Source organism: Desulfofundulus luciae (assembly GCF_030813795.1).
Lineage (GTDB): Bacteria > Bacillota > Desulfotomaculia > Desulfotomaculales > Desulfovirgulaceae > Desulfofundulus > Desulfofundulus luciae.
Genome location: NZ_JAUSUX010000020.1, coordinates 18,227 through 40,824 on the forward strand (window position 1 = coordinate 18,227; position 22,598 = coordinate 40,824).

The following is a 22,598-nucleotide window of genomic DNA, read 5'->3' on the forward strand; positions in this document are numbered from 1 at the left end:
TTTCCCCCAGGCCACTGGCGAGTATAACGTAAGTTGATTGGATAATCAACCGTAAATTTTTGCCGATGTATGATGTATAAGGTCTTTTTATTTTCAAAGGAAGTAAAACAGCGCCCCCAGGGCGGTGGTGGCCGGCAGGGTGAGAACCCAGGCTAAAAGAATTCTGGCCACTGTGGACCAGGATACGGCCTTTGCTCCCCGGGTAAGGCCCACTCCGGTGATGGAAGAAGAAATGACATGGGTGGTGCTGACGGGTAATCCTAAAAGGGTGGCCGTCAAAATGACCATGGCCGAGCCCATATCGGCGGCAAAACCTGCTGGCGGATCCAGGTGGGTGATGCCCCTGCCCACCGTACGGATGATCCGCCAGCCGCCGCAGGAAGTTCCCAGCGCCAGGGCCAGGGCCGAAAGGACCTTAACCCACAGGGGGACCACAAAACTCTCCTGGTATCCGGTCAGGACCAGGGCCAGGGTAATTACCCCCATGGTTTTTTGTGCGTCGTTGGTCCCATGGGAAAAGGCCTGCAGGGCGGCGGCCAGGCGCTGCCAGTATCTGAACCGGCGGTTTAGATGGGGACCGGTCCGGCCTCCGGATAAGCAAAACACGACCGTCATGACTGCAAAACCGGCAGTTACGGCCAGGAGTGGGGACAGGACCAGGGCCTGAAAAATAGTGCTCAACCCGGCAAGGTTAACCCCTATCGGGCCTGTTGCGGCCAGGGTAGCGCCGGTTAAGGCGCCTACCAGGGCGTGGGAAGAACTGCTGGGCAGCCCGCCAAGCCAGGTTAACAGGTTCCAGACAATGGCCGCCAGCAGGGCGGCCGAAATGGTTTTGGGGTTATTAAAAAGGATGGCGGTATCGATAATGCCTCCGGCAATGGTCAGGGCCACCCCGGTAAATGTCAGAGCCCCCAGGAGGTTCAAGGTAGTGGCCAGGAGGATGGCGGACCGGGGTGTCAGGGCGCCGGTGGCCAGGGAGGTAGCCACGGCGTTGGCGGTGTCATGGAAACCGTTAATAAAGTCGAAGGCCAGGGCCAGGAAAATGACCGGCACAAGGACCTCACACACATGCACTAGCCCCTTTGCGATTTTCTATAAAAGCATATTATCCATGCTTTGGGTTAATCACCTTATTTTACTATCCGTTGAAATAAAAACTACCGGCAGGGTAAATACTAGGCTACAGGTACCCTAAGTTAAGGGTGTAGTTTCTGAGTTCCGGTAAAAAAAAGCTGGAGGAGGATGGTGGTAATGCAAAAGGATATTTGTGTGGTGGGGATTTTAGTGGATGGGCGAGCAGACAGGGCGCCGGAGGTTCAGCAGGTGCTGACCAGGCACGGATCCAGGATTTTAAGCCGGTCGGGGATCCCGGATCCCAGCCGCAGGCGGGGGATTATCACCCTGACCATGGAGGCCGATGAAAGTGAGCGCAAAACGCTGGAGCAGGATTTGCAAAAAATCGAAGGAGTAGTGGTAAAGTCGGTTGCCCTGGGACCGGCATTAATGTAAATTACTCAAAATAAAAATCCCGGTCAGGCATGGCCGGGACTTTTTGCTACAGGTTCCTAAGCCCCTGCTTTGAGCATGTTTTGCCGCACCTGTTCTTCTGCGTGCTTGAAAAATTCCTCCAGGTCTGCTTCCACCATGTTCCGGGCCGTGGCAATAAGCCGGGCTGTTCGCTCGATGTCGATGTGGATGCGGTGTTTGTAAAACATCTGCACATCGTACTTGGCCGCCAGGGTGCGGGGGGTAAGCCGGGCAATTTCAATGTAATAGGGAAAGTTGTGGATGCGCTGGTACAGCCGGCGGGGCTCCACACCGTATAGCGGGGCCACCCGCCGGCTGATTTTATCGATCAGGGCGGCATTGCTAAAGGCGGCGGCCAGGGCCCGGCCGTAAAAGCTACCCTCGCCGATGATGAGTTCAATGCCCATTTCCACGATGTTATGGCTTTTCCACCAGCCCATGGCCGGAGGCAGGTTGCATGCCCGGATGGTCTCCTCCACTATCGGGCGGCCCTTTTCAAAGCAGTAACCCCGTTCGTAGTGAAGGTATTTTTCGTCCCCATAGTAATCCAGGCCCTCCGGGGTAACCCCGTGGGTCAGTACCCCGCGGGCAAAATCCCGCAACTGGGGATCGTCCCCCAGGGCGGCCAGCAGCTCTTTTCCCCGGCCGTGGCTTTCTTCGCGGCCGGGGGCCAGGGCGGCAATCATATCGGGGAAAATGCTGCCTAAAACCATGGCGTCCGAAAGCTCCCCGCAAACTCTCTCGGCGAAGTAAACGTGGGTTTGAGGATACAACTTGAATACCCCCGCCGGGCAGGTTGGGTTGCTGGATATTCTTCTACCTCTGTATTTCGTTTTCCTACCGGGAAAGCAAATTTTCGTCTACCACCCTTTGGTGAGCAAAAATCTGGCCCCTGCCGGGAGCAGGGCGAGGGTAAAGGCGAGTCCCCGGATTTGCTTTGCTGCCTGGGAAAGCTCCTGTTCCAGGCGGGTGACGCGTTTTTCCAGTTCCTCCATCGCCGGGCGCCACTCCTGGCATGAGGTGCGGGATGACCAATTAACCAGCGGTGGAATTGTTGGTTTGTGAATTGCCGGGTTCCATTTTACGCAGCACCTCGAGGACATGTTTTGCCCGGCGGTCATGCTGTTGTATCCTGGTAAAGAACTCGATCAGAAAGCGCCGTACCATTTCGTCCCTGGCTACGGGGGGGCGACGCAGGTGTCGGATGAGCAGGATCATGGACTTTAAATGCTCCACCAGAGCCCGGTCGGGATCGCCGGTAAGCTCCATGCGGCGGATTTTCTGCGCGCAGGCCTGGCTTATTTCCGGTACGGTTTTTTCCCGCAGGTTCTGTAAAAAAGCCAGCAAATTATGGACGTCCGGGCTCATATCGTTCATCATTAGCACCCCTTTATGTACATTTCTTTGTTTTTAGGCTGGCACTTCAGGTAAATTTATTTTTGGTAAAAAGTTTACGGGTCAAAAATAAGGCTAGTGGATAAGGGAAGGAAGGGTGAGAAAGATTTCCAGCAGAAAGAGCAGCACAATGGCCAGTTCCAGCAGGACGGACTGCTGGTTCACCAGCCGGTTGCTCAGCATGGTATAATTTTGCATGATTACCGAGAGTTTGCGCTGGATGCTTTCCACCCAGGCCCTGGTACGGAAAACGGATAAAGCGGCTCCGTACACCCGGGCATAGAAAACGTCTTCCGTTACCTTAAGGGAGTTTTGAATCCTTTCCAGGATTTCATTTATGTCAACAACCAGTTCCATTAAACGGTTCATAATATGCCGGTAGTGCCCCAGGCGCCGCAGTTGGGTAACCCGTTCGGCTTCTTCAATGTCATCGTACATTTTGCCCATCTCTTCGCTGAGCAGGTTGTCGTAGTAGCGGAGTTCCAGCAGTTGTGTTAGGGCAAATTCCAGCAAGTCGGGGATATCATGGCTGCCGGCCGCATCGTATACCAGGGCTGAGGCCCAGGTAATGATGGTAAGATCATCCGGGCCATAGGAAAAAGAGTGCTGCAAGGTTTCCCTGCGCACCTGGGGGCTCACGGGTTCCGGCTCGGCCAGCAACAGGGGTACGGGATCCCAATCCCGGTTCCATTCCTGGAAGAAAAACAGAATATAATCTTCCTCGGCTCCCCGCAGTCCCGGGTGAACCATGGCTTTGCTCAGGCCTTCAATTACTTCTTCCAGCTTGCTCTGGAAAATCCCTTCCGTTATGCCTTCTGTTTCCTCGTTTTCGCTTAAATACACGGCCAGATCCCTGATCTCCTGGTAGCTGAATCCCATAGGGAGCAGAATGTGCATGGTCAGGCTGACCACGCCCAGGTTGTAAATCTTACCGGTAAAACGGACGCGGAAATCCTGCCGGCCCAGCCTGATCCGTTCTTCCCCCAGTTCTACGGTCACGGGGGGATTGGGGATATGTATGGATTTCAGTCGCGCCCGGGAAAGGCGCAGCCTGGAAGTGGGTTTGGTATGGGCCAGCGTTTGTTCCACGATGTCCAGCTTGATTTCCTCCGCCACGTCATATAAACGGTAAATCCATATGGAATTGGGCATCCTCAATCGATCCTTTCCGGTAAAGGTCCCGGGCAGATTTTTAGCACCCGCGGCCGCCGGCTGTAAAAATATTATACCCTTGACAGAAGGGTTTTGTAAGTCGTATAATTAAAAATGCGATGTCGGAGTGGCGGAACTGGCAGACGCGCACGTTTGAGGGGCGTGTGGGAAACCGTGCGGGTTCGAGTCCCGCCTCCGACACCATTAAAACACCGCACTGAAATGTGCGGTTCAGTTTTTTTATTTTTCAGGTTGTTTGTAACAGGTTGTGGTTATATTTCCGTGCCGGAATTAAGTAAGCCTTTTGTCGTGGGCAAGTTAAGTCCACGTTTTCTTTTTCCCCGTGCCGCCCCGGCATGTGCGGGCGGCTTGTGAACAGTTCGCCTAAGTATTTGGTAGATTTCCTGAGTTTGTGAAAAACTCGCCAGGCTAAAAAGGCAATTGGCGGGAAAAGTATTTTCCGCCCGGGCTTACATTTGTAAAATTAAGATAATCCGGCTGAGGTGGTATCCGAAAGGAGTGAGTGAAATGCGGGAATGGATAAAGCACCTGGTGACGAAATACCTGGAAGAACCATTCTGCCAGGCCGAACTGATGCGTGCGGAGATGCTCAAAAGTGAAAAAATCAGGCCGGAGTTGCGCCTGATCCGGGGGCATAAAAAATGTTACACGCGTAATTTGCCAAACGAAAGCCATTCCCTTTCCCTGAATGGCTGAAGCCGCATGATATAGATGAGGCTACCTTGCGCCTTCAACAGGAGATTTCCAGTTCGTAAACCTCTCACAGGTCGTGTTGCAACCAGGCACCTTTATCCAGGAAGGCCCGGGGGCTCCCCCGATTGGGGGAGCCCCCTGATTTTATGGCAGCTTGCAAGGGGGACCCTTGCACAGCCGGGATTGTTTTGCCTGCTATGCCCGCATTGCATAGTGATGTATGAATATGTCGTGGTGGGGGAAATAAGGATCCTCGATGGTTACGGGCATTATTTTTTCGGCGGACACATGGAAGTTTTCCTGCAGCCGCTCCTTCAAAAAATCAAAGGTGGCCGGGCGCCCCGGGTGGGAGATGAGAAGCTGGCCGCCCGGCCTCAGGCAACGGTTAAAAATATCAGCCAGGAAAGGATGAAATTTGGGGTCGTAGAGAATATCGGAGCCAATAACCCAATCGAATTGCCGGCCTGTTTTAAAATCCCGCCAGTCGGCCAGCAGGCAATCCGCTTCCTTTATTCCGTGAAGTCCGGCGTTGGCCATGCAAATCTGCAAAGCTTCGGGCTTGTAGTCGGAAAAGGTTACCCTGGCTCCTTTAAGTCCGCAGACCAGGCCCGGCAAGCCAACCCCGGCACCTAATTCTAAAACGGTGTCGCCGGAAAAGGAAATATTTTCCCAGATGTACCGGGCCAGTCCTCTGGCTGCGGGCCAGATTTCGGCCCATAAAGGAATGTTATCCTCGTCCGCGGGATCTGTGATTAAATCTTCCATATCTCTGGCTACCAACAGGGACAGGGTTAACCCCGGCAGGAAAATGGTGGTTTCCCTGGTAGGCACGTTTAATCCATGCATGCGTCCGGCCTCTCTGTGTGAATCTTACGGGTTTGTTTTTAAATCACTTTGAGGACTCTGGCTGATTCCTTTCCAGCACCTGCAGCCAGTTTTCTTTTTCTAAAAAACTGCCCTCTACATTGCTTTCCATTTGCAGGAACATTTTGTAAGGTACGGCAAAGGAGAGCAGGTCCCTGTCCACATGCTTGCGTGCAGATATGTCGGTCAAGCCGATTACTGCCCGGGGGTGTTCCGACTTGCCTTCGGCATAAGGGATGAGGAAGATGGTATGGCATCCGGCCCCAAAAGGTGCAATGACGTTCAGCCTGCCGCCGCTCTCGTAATTGGCCAGCACAGTTAAGGCTGACAACTGGTCGGGATTGGCCAGGAACACGACGACGGCGGGAGTTTCTCCGGCGGTTACTTCTTCCAGAGGCTTGAATACCACGTAAGTGGTGGGAACATCAGTTATGGGCAGGGTGTCCACAAACTTCTTTGCTATATCCGGTGATTTAAAATAGCGCTCTCCCTCCTCCAGGGCCGGCAGGTTGCGCACCAGGTTTTTTCCCATCTCGCTGCGGCAAAACTCCTTGTTGCCGGTGGAGATAAAGTATTCGATGCCGCCGGGAAAATTGACGTACTGGTTGCCGAATCCCAGTCCGACGCCGCCGCCAAGGCAACCAAAGGTTTTCCGGTCAAACACAGCCGTCCGGCCTTTAGCGGCAGCGGTGAACATGGCTACCACGCAGCCCCAGCGCCCTTCCTTGAACTGCAGTGCTCCTTCCGGTTTTTCGTCAGTTAACAGGATCGCTACCGGGGAATACTTGAGCTTAATGGCCGCGGCAATTTTACTCTGCATAATTCTCGCCCCCCAGATAAGGTTAAAAAAAGTTTCCCCGCCGGCAGGCAAATTCCTGCTTGGCTGGTGATGCCTCTTTATTCACCAAATTTTGTAGCGTTGGAAGCTCCTTCCTTCAGGCGTGGGGTCTATGACCGTGATAAAATACAATCCTCCCTGCGCTGCTTTAAGTACAGCCGCCACGCCCACCCCGCCGGCGCAACCCACCACAGGGGCTAACCAGGGCTTTTTCACTGCCCCCTTCATCCTATTCCACGCCCGCGAAAGATTTACTCCATCGCTTTCAACCGGCTCGAGCAGTGACGGAATGTTCACCAGGCGATTAAAACCATTACCGGGCACATCAAACCGGGATTTACGGCTGTATATGACGCCGGCCACTTTTTCAGGCAAAATCCTTCTCAAGTCAGTTTCCCCTTCGCCATGAAAAAACAAACCCCCTTCGCTACCCTAGTTTTTACGAAACGGGTAGCCGGAAGGGGTTGAACCCGGTAAGGTTTGCGTACCTTTTCACCACCACCGGACTAGCACTTTTCCCGTGACCGGAGGTATTTTCTTTCAAGGACGCAAACCCTTGAATTTCCTCATGGTGCCGAAGGCGGGAGTCGAACCCGCACGGGGTGTGAGCCCCACCGGATTTTGAGTCCGGCGCGTCTGCCAGTTCCACCACTTCGGCATACAGTAGTTTAAATATTAGCACATCGCCGGTGAATTGTCAATGCCCCAACCTTTTCCTGTTGTTGCATGGCTGGAATGTTGTTCACAAAGGTTTTCCGGGGGTGAGCAGGATTGGCTTTCCGTTTATAGAAGAATATACTTCATTATGGCAAAAGCGCCATATTTTGCCCGGTGGGAGTGGATCCTTTTGCACCCTGATGATCAAGAATTGATAGAACGTACCATTGCCGGCGATCTGGAAGCCTTTTCAGAACTGGTACGCCGTTATGAGAAGAAAGTTTTTACCGTTGCCTTCCGTTTTACCGGCAATTACAGCGATGCCTCCGACCTGGCTCAGGAGGTTTTTATCAGGGTTTATCAGGCTTTGCCCCGCTTTCGAGGGAAAGCCAGTTTTACTACCTGGCTCTACCGCATTACTGCCAACCTGTGCCGGGACGAATTGCGCCGGCAGAAACGCCATAAAAAAACCTCGCTGGATGAAATGGCAGCTAATCCGACCGGTCCTCCCCCTCCCGTGGGTGAGGGTCTTTCTCCCGACGACGTTTTGGAACGCCGGGAGTTTCAGGAAATGGTGCAGGCTTGCCTTAACGATCTGCCCGAGGAGTACCGGCTGGTGCTGGTCATGCGGGAGATCCAGGGTCTTTCCTACGATGAAATAGCTGCGGCCCTGGACATTTCTACGGGGACGGTTAAATCCCGCCTCAGCCGCGCCCGTCAGGCCTTCCGGCAGAAAATATCCGGACGGCAGGAACTTTTTGCGTTCCGGCCACGTCTGGTTAAGTAAGGGGGGATGGCATATGCGTTGTCAGCAGATCCAGGAACTTCTCTCGGCATACCTGGACGGTGAAGTGGAACCCTCCCAGCAAGCGAAGATTAAGGCGCATTTAGAAGATTGTGCGACCTGCCGGTACCAGTGGGAAGATTTAGTGGCCAGCGTGACACTGTTGCGCGGTCTCCCCGGGGTGTCTCCCCCGGAGTCCTTTAGGGAGCAGTTGCTTCACAAGCTGGAAGGCCGGCGTATCTACGCTCCACGGCGCAGGTTCCGGTTGGGCTGGCCTAAATTTATTGCTGCTGCAGCCATACTGGTGGTCGTCTTTTCTTTGACCTCAGTTTGGGCCGGTCATATCCTTCCGCAGAACCTTTGGCCCTGGCATAAGGGCCGGGATACCGCCCCATCGATAAACGTGGCTGACCGCTCCCTTAAAAAAGAGGTGAGCACCGCCCCTTCAGGGCTCCGGCCGGAAACTCTTGAACCGGGAACCGGGTCTTCTAAAGATGGGGATGGTTACGGGGAAATTCAGGCAGGAGGAGAGGGAGATCGTGCCGGGACAAATTATACACTGCGCGAAGGTAACGGAAAGGGCGGGGAGTTATCCCAGCGGGCAAATATACGTATTGATAGTCTTGCCGGCCGGCATCCTCAATCCGGCGGCGTCGTAAAGGAAAAAGTTCACGCTGACCCGCCCCCCGCGGCATCCCGGCAAAATGTCCCGGAATTAATGGCCTTTAGTTCGCCGGAAACAACCGCCGGGGGACAAATTAAACGGGCCGCGGGCACCAGCCGTTCGGGTTCAAACGGAGGACTGCGGGCCAAAGCCAGCGGAAAAAGCGCATCAGGTGCTCCCCGGGCTGGAATGGCGCAGGAGCCTGGGGATTCCCCGGGTGGGGACGAGGTCAGGACCGGTGTCAAAACCGTTAAAGAGTTCGTGCTGATTCTGGAAGTACTCGATATCAGTAAAGCCAGGGAAGAAGTATTAAACCTGGTGCAAAAATATAACGCCCTGGTGGGGCCGGAAGAACCAGAAGGGCAGTCTAAAGTGATGATCGTTATCTCCAATGAATACTGGCCGGGGTTTCGGGAAGAACTAAAGAGTTTGGGACAGGTCAAGGGATCCCGGACCAACTTCCGGGATATCACCCTGGAATATAACGGGTTGGTAAAAAACCTGAACCTTTTAAAGGAGAAGGAAAAAGAACTCCTTTCCTCCACTGGTTCCGATTTAACGGAACTGGAGCGGGTGCAGGGCGAGATTAGAAAAACAACGGGTCAATTGCACGCCCTGTCCGAAGCTGCCCAAAAGACCACGGTGGAGCTTGTTTTGTGTGCAAATTCTTCTTGCCAGCAGGACCAATTGCAGGTAAAATAGGGTAGGGCAAAACGCCAGAGAATAAGTTTTCAGGGGCAAACCCATACTAGGTTTAACTGTCTTTAAAAATCAGGAAAGGGGGGGAAGGGGATTGCGGGAAAAAGTTGAGGAAGTACTCAATAAAATACGCCCTGCCCTGCAGCGGGACGGTGGCGATGTGGAACTGGTAGATGTCGGTGCCGATGGTGTGGTAAAGGTCAGGTTAAAGGGTGCCTGTGGCGGGTGACCCATGTCCACCTATACCCTGAAAATGGGGATTGAGCGGTCGCTCAAGCAGGCAGTTCCGGAGGTTAAAGAAGTCATTCAAGTTTAAAGCCGTGAAAAAAGCCTCTGCACCAGCAGGGGTTTTTTCTATAAAAGGGGGTGGCCCAGGTGCAACGGTACAAGGTGGCCGTATGCCAGATGACCATACACCAGGAAAAAGAAAAAAATCTTGTTCGCGCCCGGGAGATGATTGCCCGCGCCGCCAGGCAGGGAGCCCGGCTGGTGGTTCTGCCGGAAATGTTTAATTGTCCTTACGTGGCCAGGCTTTTCCCCCGGTATGCAGAGAGTTACCCGGAAGGACCCAGCTTACAAATGCTGTCCCGGGCGGCCCGGGAGGAAGGGGTTTACCTGGTGGGGGGCTCCCTGCCGGAACGGGATGGCGATCAGGTTTATAACACCAGTTTTATTTTTGCTCCTGACGGGCGGTTACTGGGGAAACACAGGAAAATGCATCTTTTTGATGTGGAGCTGGCCAGCGGATTAACGGTTAAGGAATCCAGCACCATCGGTGCCGGAAATCAGGTTACGGTGATTCCCTCGGAACTGGGCGACCTGGGTGTGGCCATCTGCTATGATATCCGTTTTCCCGAACTCATGCGGTTGATGGTGTTAAAAGGAGCCCGGGTGGTGGTGATCCCGGCGGCCTTTAACATGACCACCGGCCCGGCCCACTGGGAGCTGGTTTTCCGCATGCGGGCCATTGATAACCAGGCCTATTTCATCGGGGCGTCTCCGGCCCGGGATCCCATGGCACCATATGTGGCTTATGGCCACTCCCTGGTAGTGGATCCCTGGGGGAATGTGGTCAGCATGGCCCGGGAAGGGGAAGAGATTGTCTATGCCGAGATAGATCTGGATTTGATTGAGAAGACTCGCTCGGAACTGCCTTTGTTGCGCCACCGGCGTACGGATATCTATGCCCTGGAGTTGCTCGCCCCGTAATCCCTCTGATAGAATAGAAAAGAATGGGGTGAGCAGATGTTAAGTTTTGGCATTGTGGGCCTGCCCATGGTGGGCAAGACAACCATCTTTAATTTGGTCACCGAAAGCGGTGTACAAACTTCAAACTTTATGACCGGCAAAACCGAGACCAATGTAGGTATGGCCCGGGTAAGGGATCCCCGGGTGGATTTTCTTTCCCGCCTGTATAACCCCCGCCGCACCGTTTACGCCCAGGTACAGTGTAGCGATGTGCCCGGCCTGGTGCGGGGAGCCAGTGAGGGCAGGGGAGTTGGAAATCAGTTCCTGGAAGGTATCCGGGAGGTGGACCTGCTGGTTCATGTGCTCCGGGCCTTTGCCGACCCGGATGTCCCCCATGTGGAGGGGGAAATTGACCTCCTGCGGGATCTGGAGACCGTTAGTTTTGAGCTGCTTTTTGCCGATATGGAACTGCTGGAAAAACGCATTGGTCGCATTAAATCAGGCAAGAAAATTAATAAAGCGAACGCTTTTGAATTGGAAGTGCTGGAAAAATGCCTGGACGCCCTGGAAAACGAGGTGCCTTTGCATCAGGTGGAGCTTACCGGAGAAGAAAGGGCGGTACTGCGCAATTATAATTTTTTAACCGAAAAACCCGTGATTTTAGTAGTGAATACCGATGAAGAGCAGTTTAAATCGCGGCGGTATCCAGGACGGGAGGCCCTGGAGGAGGCGGCGTCGGCCCGGGGTTTAAAAATGATTGAAATTTGCGGCCAGATGGAGATGGAAATCAGCCGGCTGTCGCCGGAGGACCGGGAGTTGTTCCTGGCTGATCTGGGGGTTAAGGAACTTGGCTCGGACCGGTTGGTGCGGACTGCTTATGAGGAGCTGGGTTTAATTTCTTTCTTTACCGTTGGCGAGGATGAGGTCAAGGCCTGGACCATCCGCAAGGGTACCGATGCCAAAAAAGCCGCCGGTAAAATCCATTCCGATATCGAGCGGGGGTTTATCCGGGCGGAAGTAGTGGCCTTTAATGACCTCTACCAGATGGGTTCTATGGCTAAGGTCAGGGAAAAAGGCCTTGCCCGCCTGGAAGGCAGGGACTACATTGTTCAGGATGGAGACATTATCAACTTCAGGTTTAATGTGTAAGGTAAAAACGTATAATTAGGAGAAAATGGCAATTGGGGGCTTCTTGAGCTATGGGTTACCGCGATCTTTTTCCGGACGAACTGGCGGCCCGGGTGGAAAAGGCGGTGGAGCTCCTGGCTGATTGCACTGTTTGCGCCCAATACTGTCACGTCAACCGGTTGGAGGGGGAAAAGGGGTTCTGCCGGGGCGGGCGGCTGGCGGCGGTGAGCAGCTGGGGGCCTCATTTCGGGGAAGAGGAAGTCCTGGTGGGCCGGCACGGTTCAGGAACCATTTTTTTTGCCCATTGCAACCTGGCCTGCCGGTTTTGCCAGAACTGTGATATAAGCCAGTATGGTGAAGGCAGCGAACTGACCGCCCGGGAGCTGGCCGGCGCCATGCTGGAATTGCAGGACATGGGCTGCCATAACATTAACCTGGTCTCCCCCAGCCACTATGTGCCGCAAATCCTGGAGGCCCTGTATATTGCCGCCGGCGATGGCTTAACCCTGCCACTGGTTTATAACACCGGTGGATATGATGCCCTGCACACTTTAAGGTTGCTGGACGGGATAGTGGATATTTACATGCCTGACATCAAATTTGGAGATGACGAGATTGGTGAGCGCTATACCAGGGCGGCCGGCTATTTTACGGTGGCCAAACAGGCGGTTAAGGAGATGCACCGGCAGGTAGGAGATCTGGTGGTGGATGAGCGGGGCATGGCCGTGAGGGGACTGCTGGTGCGCCATCTGGTCATGCCAGGGGATCTCGCCCGTACCGGGGCGGTGATGAAATTCCTGGCCGAGGAGATATCCCCCAACACCTTTGTAAATATTATGGATCAATATTACCCGGCCCATGAGGCCCGCCGCTATCCGGAACTTTCCCGGCGGATTACCCGGGAGGAGTTTCGCCGGGCGGTGGAAATTGCCCGGGAATGCGGTTTGCGGCGTATTTATTCATAAAACTTAAATGTCTTTTTACCGCTTGAGCGGCGGTCGTTCCTGATCCGGCAAGGGGTCCGGAACGACCGCCGTTTTTTATTATAGGGTTTGACGACAGTGTTTTAATTAAGGTGGTATAAAATACTTTTCCTGTGAAATACTAGGCCGCAAGAGGAGGTGAGAACAAATGCATCACTGGCGGATGACCGAAATGGAGAAACTTCACATTATGGAGCAGTTGAGGGCTGAGGAACTGTGCACCAAGAAAGCCCGCTTTTACCTCAATCAGACCAGGGACCCGGCCATCCAGGGCCTGCTGCAGCAGTGCATTGACAAAGGGCAGCGGCACATCAGCACTCTGAACAACCTGCTCCAGGATGCCGGATTGCCGCGCATGGCGCAACACTAATTGCCAATTTCCACACACAGGAGGTGTTAGCGGTGCAGTTTTCCGACCGGGATATCCTGGCCGATATGCTCACCGGAGCCAAGATGATCTCCACGGGCTACCACATGGCCGTGCTGGAAGCGGCCAATGACCGGGTGCGGAACACCCTTATCCATATCAACAATGAAGAAATGAACACCCAGAAGCAGATCTTTGATCTGATGCACTCCCGGGGCTGGTACCCTCTCGATCCCGTTTTCACGGGTACGCCTATGGGACCGGAAGCTACCAACATCCGTGGGCCCGAGGGGCCTATGGGGAGAATGGCTCCCGGAATGGGTCCCGCGCAAATGTAAACTGAATCGGGACTCCCGTAGAGGAATACGGCCGGAAGCCTGCCACTGGTGGGCTACCTGAAGGTAAAAACAGGAAAGGGAAGACCGGGGAGGAAGAAGCCCGGTCTTTTTCCTTTGTGCCCGGTCGCAAGCCTTGTGTCGTGTAAACAATCAAAAACAGTTGCCGGAAGGTTACTCAAGACAGCGGGTTGTAAAGGGGGACGGTGTAAACAGCGGGAACAATGCCCTGCCGGAAGGCTACCTTTGCAATCGCTGGTAGGCTTGCTTTTCCTGCATCTGGGGATGGGTTTTTTACGTTTCAGGAGCCGAAACGTGCACCACGCAGCCCTTTTGCATTGGCGGATCCATGATAATGCCCGGTATCGAAGTAAAAACAGCTCATGAAAGCTGGTAGACAGGTGATAGTAGGAGGAATGTGAGGAGATGAGAACATGGATGGCGTGGATTTAAAGACCCTGGATGCAGAGCTGGTGGAAAAGGAGGCACGCATAAAAAAGGGCGGGGCACCCAAATATCACCAGAGCAATGCCGGGAAGGGCAAACTCTTTGCCAGGGACAGGCTTAAACTCCTCCTGGATCCCGGCGCCCCTTTCTGCGAGGACGGCCTGTTCGCCAATAACCTGGCGGAAGACCTCCCCGCCGACGGGGTGATCACCGGTACAGGCAAGATCCACGGGCGTACCGTTTGTGTGATGGCCAATGATTCCACGGTGAAGGCCGGTTCCTGGGGCTGGCGCACGGTGGAAAAGATCCTGCGCATCCAGGAGACGGCCATGGATATGAAGGTCCCCATGATCTACCTGGTCGACTCTGCCGGCGCCCGCATTACCGACCAGGTGGAGATGTTTCCCGGGCGGCGCGGTGCCGGAGCCATCTTTTACAACGAAGTGAAAATGTCGGGTATGGTGCCGCAGATTTGCCTGCTCTTCGGTCCCTCTGCTGCGGGTGGAGCCTATATCCCGGCTTTTTGCGACGTGGTTTTCATGGTGGAGGGCAATGCCAGCATGTACCTGGGTTCTCCACGCATGGTCGAGATGGTTATTGGGGAGAAGACCACGCTGGATGACCTGGGGGGCGCCCGCATGCACTGCACCGTCAGCGGCTGTGGGGACCTGCTCTGTAAAACGGAAACGGAAGCCATTGAAGCCTGCCGCCGCTACCTGACCTATATGCCCCAGAACTATTTAGGCCGGCCGCCTATGGCCATGGAAGAGCCTCCTTTGGAGGGACGGGAAATTGCAGATATCATACCATCCCGGGAAAGCGAACCCTTTGACATGTACGAGCTAATTGACCGGATAATTGACCGGGGTACCTGGTTTGAAATAAAGAAACTGTTTGCCCCGGAGCTGATTACCGGCCTCTGCCGCATTGGCGGCCTGGTGGTGGGTCTGCTGGCCAATCAGCCCCGGGAAAAAGGAGGCGTGCTCTTTGTAGACTCGGCCGATAAAGGGGCCCGGTTCGTTACCCTTTGCGACGCCTTTAACATCCCCCTGCTGTTTCTTGCCGACGTCCCGGGATTTATGGTCGGGGGATATGTGGAGCGGCAGGGCATCATCCGCCACGGGGCCAAAATGATTTCCGCCGTTTCAGAGGCCACGGTGCCCAAAATTTCGGTCATCGTACGCAAGGCCTACGGTGCAGGCCTGTACGCCATGTGCGGCCCGGCCTTTGAACCCGACTGTTGCCTGGCCCTCCCCAGCGCCCAGGTGGCCGTGATGGGGCCCCAGGCGGCAGTCAAGGCCGTTTACGAGAACAAGATCAATGCCCTGCCCCCGGAGGAAAGGTCGGCTTTCATCCAGCAAAAACAGCAGGAGTATCTTAAAGATGTGGACATCTACCGGCTGGCCTCGGAGCTGGTGGTGGACCATATTGTGCGGCCCGGGGATTTACGGGCGGAATTGATCGCCCGCTTCAAACTTTATGAGTCCAAAAGACAGCATTTTTCCGAGCGCAAGCACCCGGTTTATCCGGTATAGGGGAGGGTGGGGGAATGGATTACGAAACCATTAAGGTAGAGCGGGGACAAATCGGGATCATTTCCTTTAACCGGCCCCGGGCCTTGAACGCCCTGAGCACGCAGATGGCCCGGGAACTGGTGGCGGCCCTGGAGGAGCTGGAACAGGACGACCAGGTGTTTGCGGCAGTGCTTACGGCCGAGGGGGACCGGGCGTTTTGTGTGGGGGCCGATTTAAAAGAGAGAAGGAACATGACCAGGGCAGAAATGAAGAAGCAAAGGGCCCTGTTTGTGAAGGCCTTTGAAGCAGTGGTGACGTTTTCCAAGCCCCTGGTGGCGGCCGTGAACGGCTATGCCCTGGGCGGGGGATGTGAATTCGCCCTGGGTTGCGATTTCATCATCGCCTCGGAGAAGGCGTCCTTTGGCCTGCCGGAGGTAAGCCTGGCCATTATCCCGGGTGGGGGAGGGACCCAGTTACTCCCCCGGATAATTGGACGCAATAAGGCCAAGGAGCTCATTTTTACCGGGCGGCGCATATCCGCGGCTGAGGCCTACCGGCTGGGCATGGTCAACTATGTGGTCCCGGCGGAAAACCTGATGGCCAGGACCATGGAGATTATGCAGGAAATAGTGCAGAACGGCCCCATTGCCCTGCAGCAGGCCAAGCGGGCCATCAATTTGGGTTTGGAGCTGGATCTCCACACCGCCTTTGCCCTGGAGGCGGAGTGCTACAACGTTTGCCTGGCCACGGAAGACCGGGACGAGGGTCTGCGGGCCTTCAATGAAAAGAGAAAACCGGTGTACAGGAACAGGTAGCCGGCCAAAGGGCGGCTGAAGGGGTTAGATTCACTAAAACCCTTGCGGCAGGGGTGCCGTAATGCCGGCGCGAAGCATCGGGCAAGAACGGCGCAGCATCCGACAGGTTTAAGTGAGGGAGGAACTGGTATGGCGGAGTTAAAATATCCTAAAAAGGTGGTTCTGGGCGAAATCACCGTGCGGGACGGCTTCCAGCACGAAGAAAAGTTCATCCCCACCCTGGCCAAACTGTGGGTGCTGGAGGAATTGATTCTGGCCGGTTTCAAACGCCTGGAGGTGACCAATTTCGGCAACCCCCGGGGAATGCCCCAGTTTGCCGATGCGGAGGAGCTTTTCAAGCTCATCCGCACCAGCAAGAAGGTGCAGGATAAACTGCCCGGGGTGGAACTGACGGCCGTAACCATCCGGGAAAGGGCGGTGGACCGGGCCATTCGCGCCCGGCAGGAAGGTTACGGCCCGGACCGCATCCTGATGATGGTGTCCACTTCCGAGTCCCACCAGATTAAGAACTCCGGCCTGGACCATAAGGCCTACTGGGCGGAAGTGGAACGCTGCATTAAAAAAGCCCACGCTGCGGGGATGAAATTCAACGGCACCGTGAGCACCATCTGGGGATGTCCCATTGAAGGGCCCACGGACATGAAGGCAGCCCTGGAGGTAACCAGGCGCTTTCTGGAGCTGGGGGCCGACGATATCGAGCATGCGGACCATGACGGTTCCGCCCCGCCCAACAGGGTGTACGAGTATTTTTCCATGGTCCTGGATGCTTTTCCTAACCCGGACCTGCACATCGCCCACTTCCATGTGACCCGGGGCTGGGGGCTGGCCAATGTCCTGGCCGCCCTGCTGGCCGGCATCAACCATTTTGAAAGTACCATGGGCGGTATCGGCGGCCAGCCGGCCAACTTTGTCGACGGCGTTCCCGTCGCCGGTACCGGTTCATATTATTACCAGGACCCCAACATTGTGGGCCTGGTCTGCACCGAGGATATGGTGGTGATGATGGACGAGATGGGCATCGACACGGGGGTTGATGTGGACCGGGTGCTGGAAATCGGGCGTATGGTGGAAAAAATTGTCGGCAGGCGACTGCGCAGCGAATGCGTCCGTACCGGCCGCATTCCCAAAGGGCCCACGGGTCATAAGTAGACGACGGGATCTGGAATTATTAAGACCCCTCGCGCCGGGCAGGCGGAAGGGGTCTTTTTTATCCCATGTATTTTACGTCAAAAGGAAACGGGTGGTCCTACGGCGAATGTCTAAATCATGAACATCCTGAGAAGGGAGGAATCAGGATATGGCCGAGGGTAAAAAGACCAGAAAGATTGCCATTCTTGGTGGTCCGGGTACGGGTAAGACAACGTTGTGCAAACAGTTAGATGTGGATTACAGCATGGCCGGATATATCAGTGACGTATGCCTTGAATTTGCCCGCTCATACATTGCCTGGTACGGGGTACCCAGGAGCATTTTTGAACAGTTTCTACTCTACGAAGGGCAAAAGCGCCGGGAAGAGGAGCTTTCCTACTGCGACATTATTTTCTGCGACAACGCCACCATTTTGAATTACGTGTACGGCCTGTTGAGCTGCGATTTCAAAAACCCGAAGGAAGTTTACGCCTTGATGAAACTGTACGAGTGGGCCATGCGCGACCTGCCCGAGTACGACATCTTTTACGTGCCCCGGGAGTTTGATGTGGAAAAAGACGGCATCAGGTACCAGGACAGTGATTTTGCCGTGGTCGTGGATGCCAAGATAAAAAATTTCCTGGACATCATGAATGTACCCTACACCATAGTAAGAGGGGACCTGGAAACCAGGGTAAAGACGGTTAAGGAAAAAATCGGTTTTGTGGAAAAGCGCAAGCGCTGTGCTGCCATCCACGAGGTGGCTTTACGGAACGAAAATGGAAGCTGCCCGGTTTAATGGCCCGGGTGTGGTGCCACCTCGAAAAAGGCACGTGATTTGGATTATCGTTTGCCGGCTTGAGCCCGCGTGGCATTGAGGATGGCCAGCAGGGCGACCCCCACGTCGGCAAAGACGGCCTCCCAGATGGTGGCCAGCCCCAGGGTTCCAAGGCCAAGGAAGAACGCTTTCATGCCCAGGGCCAGGATGATGTTTTGTTTGACAATTGTCCTGGTGTGACGGGCAATTTCCATGGCCGTGGCCAGTTTGGAGGGAGCATCCTCCATGAGCACCACGTCGGCGGCTTCAATGGCCGCATCGGAACCCAGCCCGCCCATGGCCACTCCCACATCGGCCCTGGCAATAACGGGGGCATCGTTGATACCATCACCGACAAAGGCCAGCTTCTGCCGGGCAGGCAGGTTGGCCTTGAGTTCTTCCACCCGTTGCACCTTGTCCTCCGGCAGGAGTTGGGCGTAATACTGATCCATGCCCAGCGTTTCGGCCACCCGGCGGGCAGTCCTTTCCTCATCGCCAGTTAACATAATCACGTTCTTTACTCCCAGGGCTTTCAACCTGGCAATGGCCTGGCGGGCATCGGGTTTAATTTCGTCGTTGATGACGATGTACCCGGCAAGGGTTTTATCAATGGCTACAAATACCGTATTGTCTTCTACGTAAGATATGCCATGGGAGATCCCCTCCCGGTTTAGTAGGCGGTCCCCCCCGACCAGAACATTTTTGCCCGTGACCCGGGCCGTAATCCCGTGCCCCGGGATTTCCCGGTAGTCGCTCACCCTGTCCGGGGGAATTTCCCGCCCCCAGGCCTGCTGGATGGACTGGGCTACGGGGTGGGTGGAGTAGGCTTCGGCCGCCGCAGCATAAGCCAGCACTTCCTCCGGTTGAAAGCCGTTTTGAGCTACCACCCGGCTGACCCGGAAAACCCCCCGGGTGAGGGTTCCCGTTTTATCAAAGACCACCGTATGCAGGTTGGCCAGTGCGTCCAGGTAATTGGCCCCCTTGACCAGAATGCCCTGGCGGGAAGCCCGGCCGATGCCGCCAAAATAGGACAGGGGTATGGAAATGACCAGCGCACACGGGCAGGAAATGACCAGGAAAATCAGTGCCCGGTAGAGCCATTGGGACAGGGTGGCACCGGGAACCACCAGCGGGGGTATAAAGGCCAGCGCAAGGGCTCCCAGCACCACTGCCGGGGTATAGTAGCGGGCAAAGGTGGTAATGAACTTTTCTACGGGGGCCTTTCTGGCCGCGGCATTTTCCACCAGTTCCAGGATCCGGGCTACGGAGGAGTCCTTAAAAGGCCTGGTTACCTTTACGGTCAGAAGGCCCTGGCCGTTGATCATGCCGGCCAGGACTCTTTCTCCCCTTTCCACCTTGCGTGGTACGGATTCTCCCGTCAGCGCCGAGGTATCTACGAAGGATACTCCCTCCAGAACCTCGCCATCCAGGGGCACCCTTTCGCCCGGGCGGACCACAATGATCTGGCCTGTTACCACTTCCTCCGGTTTTACCTGCCTGGTTTCGCCGTTCACCAGCAAATTGGCGTAGTGGGGACGGATATCCAGAAGGGTGGCTATCGAGCGACGGGATCGATTAACGGCCCTTTCCTGGAAGTACTCTCCGATGGAATAAAAAAGCATTACCGCTACCGCTTCGGGCAACTGGTGAATGGCTATGGCTCCGAGGGTGGCCAGGCTCATGAGGAAATTCTCGTCAAAAACTTTTCCGCGTCCGAGATTTTTCAGGGCTTGCCAGAGGATTTCCCTGCCCACCAGCAGGTAGGCGGTAAGCAGGACCAGGTACTCGGCCCAGGAGTAAGGGGTCTGGTGCAGAGGTTCCTGGAAGAGAAAGCCAACAACCAGAAGGACGCCCGAGATGACGGTTATGAGAAGGTTTCTTTTACCGTTTGTATTTTCTCCTGCCTGTTTAGCTTCACTGGATTTCACCAGCTTTACTTCGGGTTTAACGCGGTAAATAGCCTCCTGGGCCCGCCCCGCCAGCTCCGGGGGCAGGTCCAGGGTGCGGTTGGCAAAGTTGATGGCAGCATGTTCCAACCCCTTAATCTGTTGCAATTCTTGCTCTATTTGGGCTACGCAATTTGGGCAGTCCAGACCAACCAGGGTGTAGCGCATGGACATACTCCTTTCACCGCTCTTCCGCAAAGTGCGCCTGGGCTTCCCGGATCAGGTTGACGATATGGTCGTCATCCAGGGAATAATAGACCATTTTCCCTTCCCGGCGGTACTTCACCAGGCGCATTGCCTTCAGCAGCCGGAGGTGGTGGGAAACGGCAGGTAAACTCATTTCCAGGATTTCCGCCAGATCGCATACACAAAGTTCCCTGTAGGACAGGAGGTAGAGGATCTTGGTGCGGGTTTCGTCTCCCAGCACCTTAAAAAGTTCGGACAAACCGGCTACTTCCAGCACTTTGTCCTTGAGATCTTCGATTGCGGTGGACACACAAAAGGTGTCACAGACGTCGTTATTGGGAAAATATCTGGTCGTATGAAATACCCCCCTTATCCATCATTAAAAGATTAAGCAATTACTTAAGTGAATTATATTTTACCAATCACTATTTGTCAAGCTGCTAAAATGTTGCCAGCATGAAACCGGTCCGTTTGGTCCCGGAGGGGGTATGTTAGCCGGTTGTTGCTCCCCGTGCCCGGGCTGGAGTAAAATGGAGGTGTTCGGTGGAAAGGAGATGATCTGACGGACATGTTTGAAGCTTTGTACCTGCTGGCAGGGTTAACTGCCGGGGTGCTGGCCGGCTGGCTTTTGGCCGGCATCCGTATACGGGCCCTGTCGGCTGAGGTTGTGGCCGTCCGGAGCAAGGCGATGGCGGCGGAAGGCATTAATGCCGAACTGCGCCAGCAGCTAAACCAGGTGCAACAGGAATTAAATGATCTCCGCCTGCAGGTGGTCCGGGAACACCAGGCCCGGGTTAGGGCGGAAACTTCCCTGGAAGAGGCCAGAAATAGCCTTGCCGAGCAGAAAAAACTCCTTGCCGAAGCCACCCAGCGCCTTACCGATACCTTTAAAGCCCTTTCTGCCGAAGCATTAAAAAGCAACAATCAGGCTTTCATTGCCCTGGCCCGCCAGGTACTGGAAGGCGTTGTTGTGGAAGCCCGGGGCGATCTCCAGAAGCGGCAGGAAGCTATCGATGCCCTTATTAAGCCCCTGAAGGAGGAGCTCGCCCGGTATGAGGCCCAGGTGCGGGCTATGGAAAATGCCCGCCAGGAAGCTTATGGAAGCTTAAAAAGGCAGCTGCAGGAGCTCAGCCAGACCCAGCAGTTGCTGCACAGGGAGACGAGCAACCTGGTAAATGCCTTAAAAGCTCCCCAGGTGCGGGGGAGATGGGGGGAAATAACCCTGCGCCGGGTGGTGGAAGTGGCGGGCATGTCCCCGTACTGCGACTTTGTGGAACAGGTATCGGTGGAGACGGAGGGGGGGCGGCTGCGTCCCGACCTGGTGGTAAAGCTTCCGGGGGGCAGGACGGTGGTGGTGGATGCAAAGGTCCCGTTAAAGGCCTATATGGAAGCCACCGAGTCTGCCGATGAAAACGCGTGGCGCCAGGCCATGCAAAGGCATGCCCAGGCCGTGCGGGCGCACATGCAGTCCCTGGGTTCCAAGGCCTACTGGAGCCAGTTTACGCCCGGCCCGGATTTCGTAGTCCTTTTCCTACCGGGGGAGTCCTTTTTCAGCGCCGCCGTGGAGCAGGACCGGCGGTTGATTGAAGATGCCCTGGCCAGCCGGGTGCTGCTGGCCACTCCCACCACTTTAATTGCCCTTTTGCGTACTGTGGCCTTGAGCTGGCAACAGCATCAAATGGCCGAAAACGCCCGGCAAATTGCCGAAGCGGGCATGGAGCTCTACGAGCGGGTGTGCAAGTTTGCCGGACACCTGGCTAAAATAAAAGATGGCCTGCAGAAGGCCACTCAATCCTTTAACAATGCCGTCGGTTCCTGGGAGAGCCGGGTGGTGCCGGGGGCCAGGCGCTTAAAAGAGCTGGGGGCCGCCATGCCGGGTAAGGAACTTTTACCCTTAAGCCAGGTGGAAATCGCGCTGCGGGAATTGCCCCCGGAGCGGGAGTAGGGCGTGAAGGGCAGCCGTGCTTGAATTCCTGCGGGGTGCCGTCCCGGAAAAAAACCCGGCAGGGCGGGGTCGGGACTATGTTCCCAGGTTATTGCGGGAAAGCCATCCCCTCTTTTGATTCCCTTTCCGCGTGACCCAACAGGTAAAGAAATGCGAATGCGGGTATCTTAACTATAGGCGTGCTGGTTTTAAAAGGCAAAACTCCGTAATCATCTGCATTCCTGGTAACAAGCACGGCTCCCAGAGTGTCTGTCGAATCCGCAAGTTCAACTATTGCATCGTTCTTCTTTAAAGAAGTGTCTTCCCTGTACTTAACCTCTATCAAAATCCTGCCCTTCGGAAAGGCAACAACTATGTCTACCTCCTTGTTTCCCCCTTTGCCCCGGTAGTACCCGATTGTAAAGTATAATTTATATTATGACCATTTGTAAGGCAGGTAAGCCGGTAGGTAGGTAGTTTTTTCGAGGGTCGGGCGTCCCTTTTCCGGAGTACCCGGCTTTTTATT

26 protein-coding genes and 2 tRNA genes are annotated in these 22,598 nt (G+C 55.1%); 16 read left to right on the plus strand and 12 right to left on the minus strand.

Translation table 11 applies throughout. The features are described 5' to 3' along the window. Positions 1-93: 93 nt before the first annotated feature. A complete protein-coding gene (locus J2Z49_RS11110; protein WP_307403032.1) occupies positions 94-1,068 on the minus strand; it encodes an inorganic phosphate transporter in 975 nt (324 codons plus the stop codon). A 183-nt stretch (positions 1,069-1,251) separates the two neighbouring features. Between J2Z49_RS11110 and J2Z49_RS11115 the strand changes: the two genes are divergently transcribed. Continuing rightward, positions 1,252-1,509: a hypothetical protein gene (locus tag J2Z49_RS11115; RefSeq protein ID WP_307403033.1), complete on the plus strand. Its 258-nt coding sequence runs from the start codon at positions 1,252-1,254 to the stop codon at positions 1,507-1,509. A 56-nt stretch (positions 1,510-1,565) separates the two neighbouring features. Here the strand turns inward: J2Z49_RS11115 and J2Z49_RS11120 are convergent, their stop codons facing one another. The 4 genes from J2Z49_RS11120 to J2Z49_RS11135 form a co-directional block, all read right to left on the minus strand. Continuing rightward, positions 1,566-2,300 carry a hypothetical protein gene (locus tag J2Z49_RS11120; RefSeq protein WP_307403034.1) on the minus strand — a complete coding sequence of 245 codons (735 nt, stop codon included), beginning with the start codon at positions 2,298-2,300 and terminating at the stop codon, positions 1,566-1,568. 87 nt (positions 2,301-2,387) lie between these two features. Then, the gene (locus tag J2Z49_RS11125) at positions 2,388-2,522 is read right to left on the minus strand and encodes a hypothetical protein (protein WP_307403035.1); all 135 of its coding nucleotides are present in this window, start codon (positions 2,520-2,522) and stop codon (positions 2,388-2,390) included. Between the two features lie 40 nt (positions 2,523-2,562). Further along, a complete protein-coding gene (locus J2Z49_RS11130; protein WP_307403036.1) occupies positions 2,563-2,907 on the minus strand; it encodes a hypothetical protein in 345 nt (114 codons plus the stop codon). 90 nt (positions 2,908-2,997) lie between these two features. After that, the gene (locus J2Z49_RS11135; protein WP_307403037.1) at positions 2,998-4,074 is read right to left on the minus strand and encodes a hypothetical protein; all 1,077 of its coding nucleotides are present in this window, start codon (positions 4,072-4,074) and stop codon (positions 2,998-3,000) included. A gap of 121 nt (positions 4,075-4,195) precedes the next feature. On the opposite strand from J2Z49_RS11135, the gene J2Z49_RS11140 reads away from it, so the two are divergent. Then, positions 4,196-4,278: transfer RNA gene (locus J2Z49_RS11140), tRNA-Leu, on the plus strand. A 324-nt stretch (positions 4,279-4,602) separates the two neighbouring features. Further along, positions 4,603-4,791 (plus strand): hypothetical protein, encoded by a 189-nt coding sequence (locus J2Z49_RS11145; RefSeq protein ID WP_307403038.1) that lies wholly within the window; start codon positions 4,603-4,605, stop codon positions 4,789-4,791. A gap of 192 nt (positions 4,792-4,983) precedes the next feature. Here J2Z49_RS11145 and J2Z49_RS11150 read toward each other — a convergent pair whose 3' ends face one another. From J2Z49_RS11150 to J2Z49_RS11165, 4 genes are all read right to left on the minus strand, one after another. Further along, positions 4,984-5,634 carry a class I SAM-dependent methyltransferase gene (locus J2Z49_RS11150; RefSeq protein WP_307403039.1) on the minus strand — a complete coding sequence of 217 codons (651 nt, stop codon included), beginning with the start codon at positions 5,632-5,634 and terminating at the stop codon, positions 4,984-4,986. Positions 5,635-5,677: 43 nt separating this feature from the next. After that, complete coding sequence (locus tag J2Z49_RS11155) at positions 5,678-6,472, minus strand: DUF169 domain-containing protein (RefSeq protein WP_307403040.1); 795 nt, start codon at positions 6,470-6,472, stop codon at positions 5,678-5,680. A gap of 81 nt (positions 6,473-6,553) precedes the next feature. Then, positions 6,554-6,877, minus strand: coding sequence for a hypothetical protein (locus J2Z49_RS11160; RefSeq protein WP_307403041.1), 324 nt, complete (start codon positions 6,875-6,877; stop codon positions 6,554-6,556). Between the two features lie 182 nt (positions 6,878-7,059). After that, positions 7,060-7,148 (minus strand) — tRNA-Leu (locus tag J2Z49_RS11165). A gap of 147 nt (positions 7,149-7,295) precedes the next feature. Here J2Z49_RS11165 and J2Z49_RS11170 point away from each other — a divergent pair. From J2Z49_RS11170 to J2Z49_RS11225, 12 genes are all read left to right on the plus strand, one after another. After that, positions 7,296-7,934, plus strand: coding sequence for an RNA polymerase sigma factor (locus J2Z49_RS11170; RefSeq protein ID WP_407650086.1), 639 nt, complete (start codon positions 7,296-7,298; stop codon positions 7,932-7,934). A 13-nt stretch (positions 7,935-7,947) separates the two neighbouring features. Then, on the plus strand, positions 7,948-9,297 hold the full coding sequence (locus J2Z49_RS11175; RefSeq protein WP_307403042.1) for an anti-sigma factor: 1,350 nt from the start codon (positions 7,948-7,950) through the stop codon (positions 9,295-9,297). A 91-nt stretch (positions 9,298-9,388) separates the two neighbouring features. Beyond that, the gene (locus J2Z49_RS11180) at positions 9,389-9,610 is read left to right on the plus strand and encodes a NifU family protein (protein ID WP_307403043.1); all 222 of its coding nucleotides are present in this window, start codon (positions 9,389-9,391) and stop codon (positions 9,608-9,610) included. Between the two features lie 59 nt (positions 9,611-9,669). Beyond that, a complete protein-coding gene (locus J2Z49_RS11185) occupies positions 9,670-10,503 on the plus strand; it encodes a carbon-nitrogen hydrolase family protein (RefSeq protein WP_307403044.1) in 834 nt (277 codons plus the stop codon). A gap of 36 nt (positions 10,504-10,539) precedes the next feature. After that, entirely contained in the window at positions 10,540-11,631 is a 1,092-nt protein-coding gene (ychF, locus tag J2Z49_RS11190) for a redox-regulated ATPase YchF (protein WP_307403045.1), read from the plus strand. A 50-nt stretch (positions 11,632-11,681) separates the two neighbouring features. Next, positions 11,682-12,575 carry a radical SAM protein gene (locus J2Z49_RS11195; protein WP_307403046.1) on the plus strand — a complete coding sequence of 298 codons (894 nt, stop codon included), beginning with the start codon at positions 11,682-11,684 and terminating at the stop codon, positions 12,573-12,575. Positions 12,576-12,741: 166 nt separating this feature from the next. Then, positions 12,742-12,963, plus strand: coding sequence for a YvdQ family spore coat protein (locus tag J2Z49_RS11200; RefSeq protein WP_013821634.1), 222 nt, complete (start codon positions 12,742-12,744; stop codon positions 12,961-12,963). A 32-nt stretch (positions 12,964-12,995) separates the two neighbouring features. Then, positions 12,996-13,298: a spore coat protein gene (locus tag J2Z49_RS11205; protein ID WP_072869820.1), complete on the plus strand. Its 303-nt coding sequence runs from the start codon at positions 12,996-12,998 to the stop codon at positions 13,296-13,298. Positions 13,299-13,729: 431 nt separating this feature from the next. Further along, a complete protein-coding gene (locus tag J2Z49_RS11210) occupies positions 13,730-15,277 on the plus strand; it encodes an acyl-CoA carboxylase subunit beta (protein ID WP_307403047.1) in 1,548 nt (515 codons plus the stop codon). 14 nt (positions 15,278-15,291) lie between these two features. Further along, positions 15,292-16,071 carry an enoyl-CoA hydratase-related protein gene (locus J2Z49_RS11215; protein ID WP_307403048.1) on the plus strand — a complete coding sequence of 260 codons (780 nt, stop codon included), beginning with the start codon at positions 15,292-15,294 and terminating at the stop codon, positions 16,069-16,071. Between the two features lie 129 nt (positions 16,072-16,200). Further along, complete coding sequence (locus J2Z49_RS11220) at positions 16,201-17,220, plus strand: beta/alpha barrel domain-containing protein (protein ID WP_307403049.1); 1,020 nt, start codon at positions 16,201-16,203, stop codon at positions 17,218-17,220. A 148-nt stretch (positions 17,221-17,368) separates the two neighbouring features. Beyond that, the gene (locus J2Z49_RS11225) at positions 17,369-17,998 is read left to right on the plus strand and encodes an ATP/GTP-binding protein (protein ID WP_307403050.1); all 630 of its coding nucleotides are present in this window, start codon (positions 17,369-17,371) and stop codon (positions 17,996-17,998) included. A gap of 44 nt (positions 17,999-18,042) precedes the next feature. Here the strand turns inward: J2Z49_RS11225 and J2Z49_RS11230 are convergent, their stop codons facing one another. Continuing rightward, positions 18,043-20,130, minus strand: coding sequence for a heavy metal translocating P-type ATPase (locus tag J2Z49_RS11230; protein WP_307403051.1), 2,088 nt, complete (start codon positions 20,128-20,130; stop codon positions 18,043-18,045). A gap of 13 nt (positions 20,131-20,143) precedes the next feature. After that, the gene (locus tag J2Z49_RS11235) at positions 20,144-20,458 is read right to left on the minus strand and encodes an ArsR/SmtB family transcription factor (RefSeq protein ID WP_307403052.1); all 315 of its coding nucleotides are present in this window, start codon (positions 20,456-20,458) and stop codon (positions 20,144-20,146) included. 258 nt (positions 20,459-20,716) lie between these two features. Between J2Z49_RS11235 and rmuC the strand changes: the two genes are divergently transcribed. Beyond that, positions 20,717-22,093: a DNA recombination protein RmuC gene (gene rmuC, locus J2Z49_RS11240; RefSeq protein ID WP_307403053.1), complete on the plus strand. Its 1,377-nt coding sequence runs from the start codon at positions 20,717-20,719 to the stop codon at positions 22,091-22,093. A gap of 88 nt (positions 22,094-22,181) precedes the next feature. On the opposite strand, the gene J2Z49_RS11245 is transcribed toward rmuC, so the two are convergent. Then, positions 22,182-22,418 (minus strand): PIN domain-containing protein, encoded by a 237-nt coding sequence (locus tag J2Z49_RS11245; protein ID WP_307403054.1) that lies wholly within the window; start codon positions 22,416-22,418, stop codon positions 22,182-22,184. Between the last annotated feature and the right edge of the window lie 180 nt (positions 22,419-22,598).

Excerpts from the sequence above, each read along its gene's own strand:
- rmuC (WP_307403053.1), top strand. The coding sequence starts at position 20,717 with ATGTTTGAAGCTTTGTACCTGCTGGCAGGGTTAACTGCCGGGGTGCTG.
- J2Z49_RS11125 (WP_307403035.1), bottom strand. The coding sequence starts at position 2,522 with ATGGAGGAACTGGAAAAACGCGTCACCCGCCTGGAACAGGAGCTTTCC.
- J2Z49_RS11210 (WP_307403047.1), top strand. The coding sequence starts at position 13,730 with ATGGATGGCGTGGATTTAAAGACCCTGGATGCAGAGCTGGTGGAAAAG.
- J2Z49_RS11195 (WP_307403046.1), top strand. The coding sequence starts at position 11,682 with ATGGGTTACCGCGATCTTTTTCCGGACGAACTGGCGGCCCGGGTGGAA.
- J2Z49_RS11130 (WP_307403036.1), bottom strand. The coding sequence starts at position 2,907 with ATGATGAACGATATGAGCCCGGACGTCCATAATTTGCTGGCTTTTTTA.
- J2Z49_RS11215 (WP_307403048.1), top strand. The coding sequence starts at position 15,292 with ATGGATTACGAAACCATTAAGGTAGAGCGGGGACAAATCGGGATCATT.
- ychF (WP_307403045.1), top strand. The coding sequence starts at position 10,540 with ATGTTAAGTTTTGGCATTGTGGGCCTGCCCATGGTGGGCAAGACAACC.
- J2Z49_RS11170 (WP_407650086.1), top strand. The coding sequence starts at position 7,296 with ATGGCAAAAGCGCCATATTTTGCCCGGTGGGAGTGGATCCTTTTGCAC.
- J2Z49_RS11175 (WP_307403042.1), top strand. The coding sequence starts at position 7,948 with ATGCGTTGTCAGCAGATCCAGGAACTTCTCTCGGCATACCTGGACGGT.
- J2Z49_RS11150 (WP_307403039.1), bottom strand. The coding sequence starts at position 5,634 with ATGCATGGATTAAACGTGCCTACCAGGGAAACCACCATTTTCCTGCCG.
- J2Z49_RS11230 (WP_307403051.1), bottom strand. The coding sequence starts at position 20,130 with ATGCGCTACACCCTGGTTGGTCTGGACTGCCCAAATTGCGTAGCCCAA.
- J2Z49_RS11200 (WP_013821634.1), top strand. The coding sequence starts at position 12,742 with ATGCATCACTGGCGGATGACCGAAATGGAGAAACTTCACATTATGGAG.
- J2Z49_RS11225 (WP_307403050.1), top strand. The coding sequence starts at position 17,369 with ATGGCCGAGGGTAAAAAGACCAGAAAGATTGCCATTCTTGGTGGTCCG.
- J2Z49_RS11220 (WP_307403049.1), top strand. The coding sequence starts at position 16,201 with ATGGCGGAGTTAAAATATCCTAAAAAGGTGGTTCTGGGCGAAATCACC.
- J2Z49_RS11115 (WP_307403033.1), top strand. The coding sequence starts at position 1,252 with ATGCAAAAGGATATTTGTGTGGTGGGGATTTTAGTGGATGGGCGAGCA.
- J2Z49_RS11155 (WP_307403040.1), bottom strand. The coding sequence starts at position 6,472 with ATGCAGAGTAAAATTGCCGCGGCCATTAAGCTCAAGTATTCCCCGGTA.
- J2Z49_RS11145 (WP_307403038.1), top strand. The coding sequence starts at position 4,603 with ATGCGGGAATGGATAAAGCACCTGGTGACGAAATACCTGGAAGAACCA.
- J2Z49_RS11135 (WP_307403037.1), bottom strand. The coding sequence starts at position 4,074 with ATGCCCAATTCCATATGGATTTACCGTTTATATGACGTGGCGGAGGAA.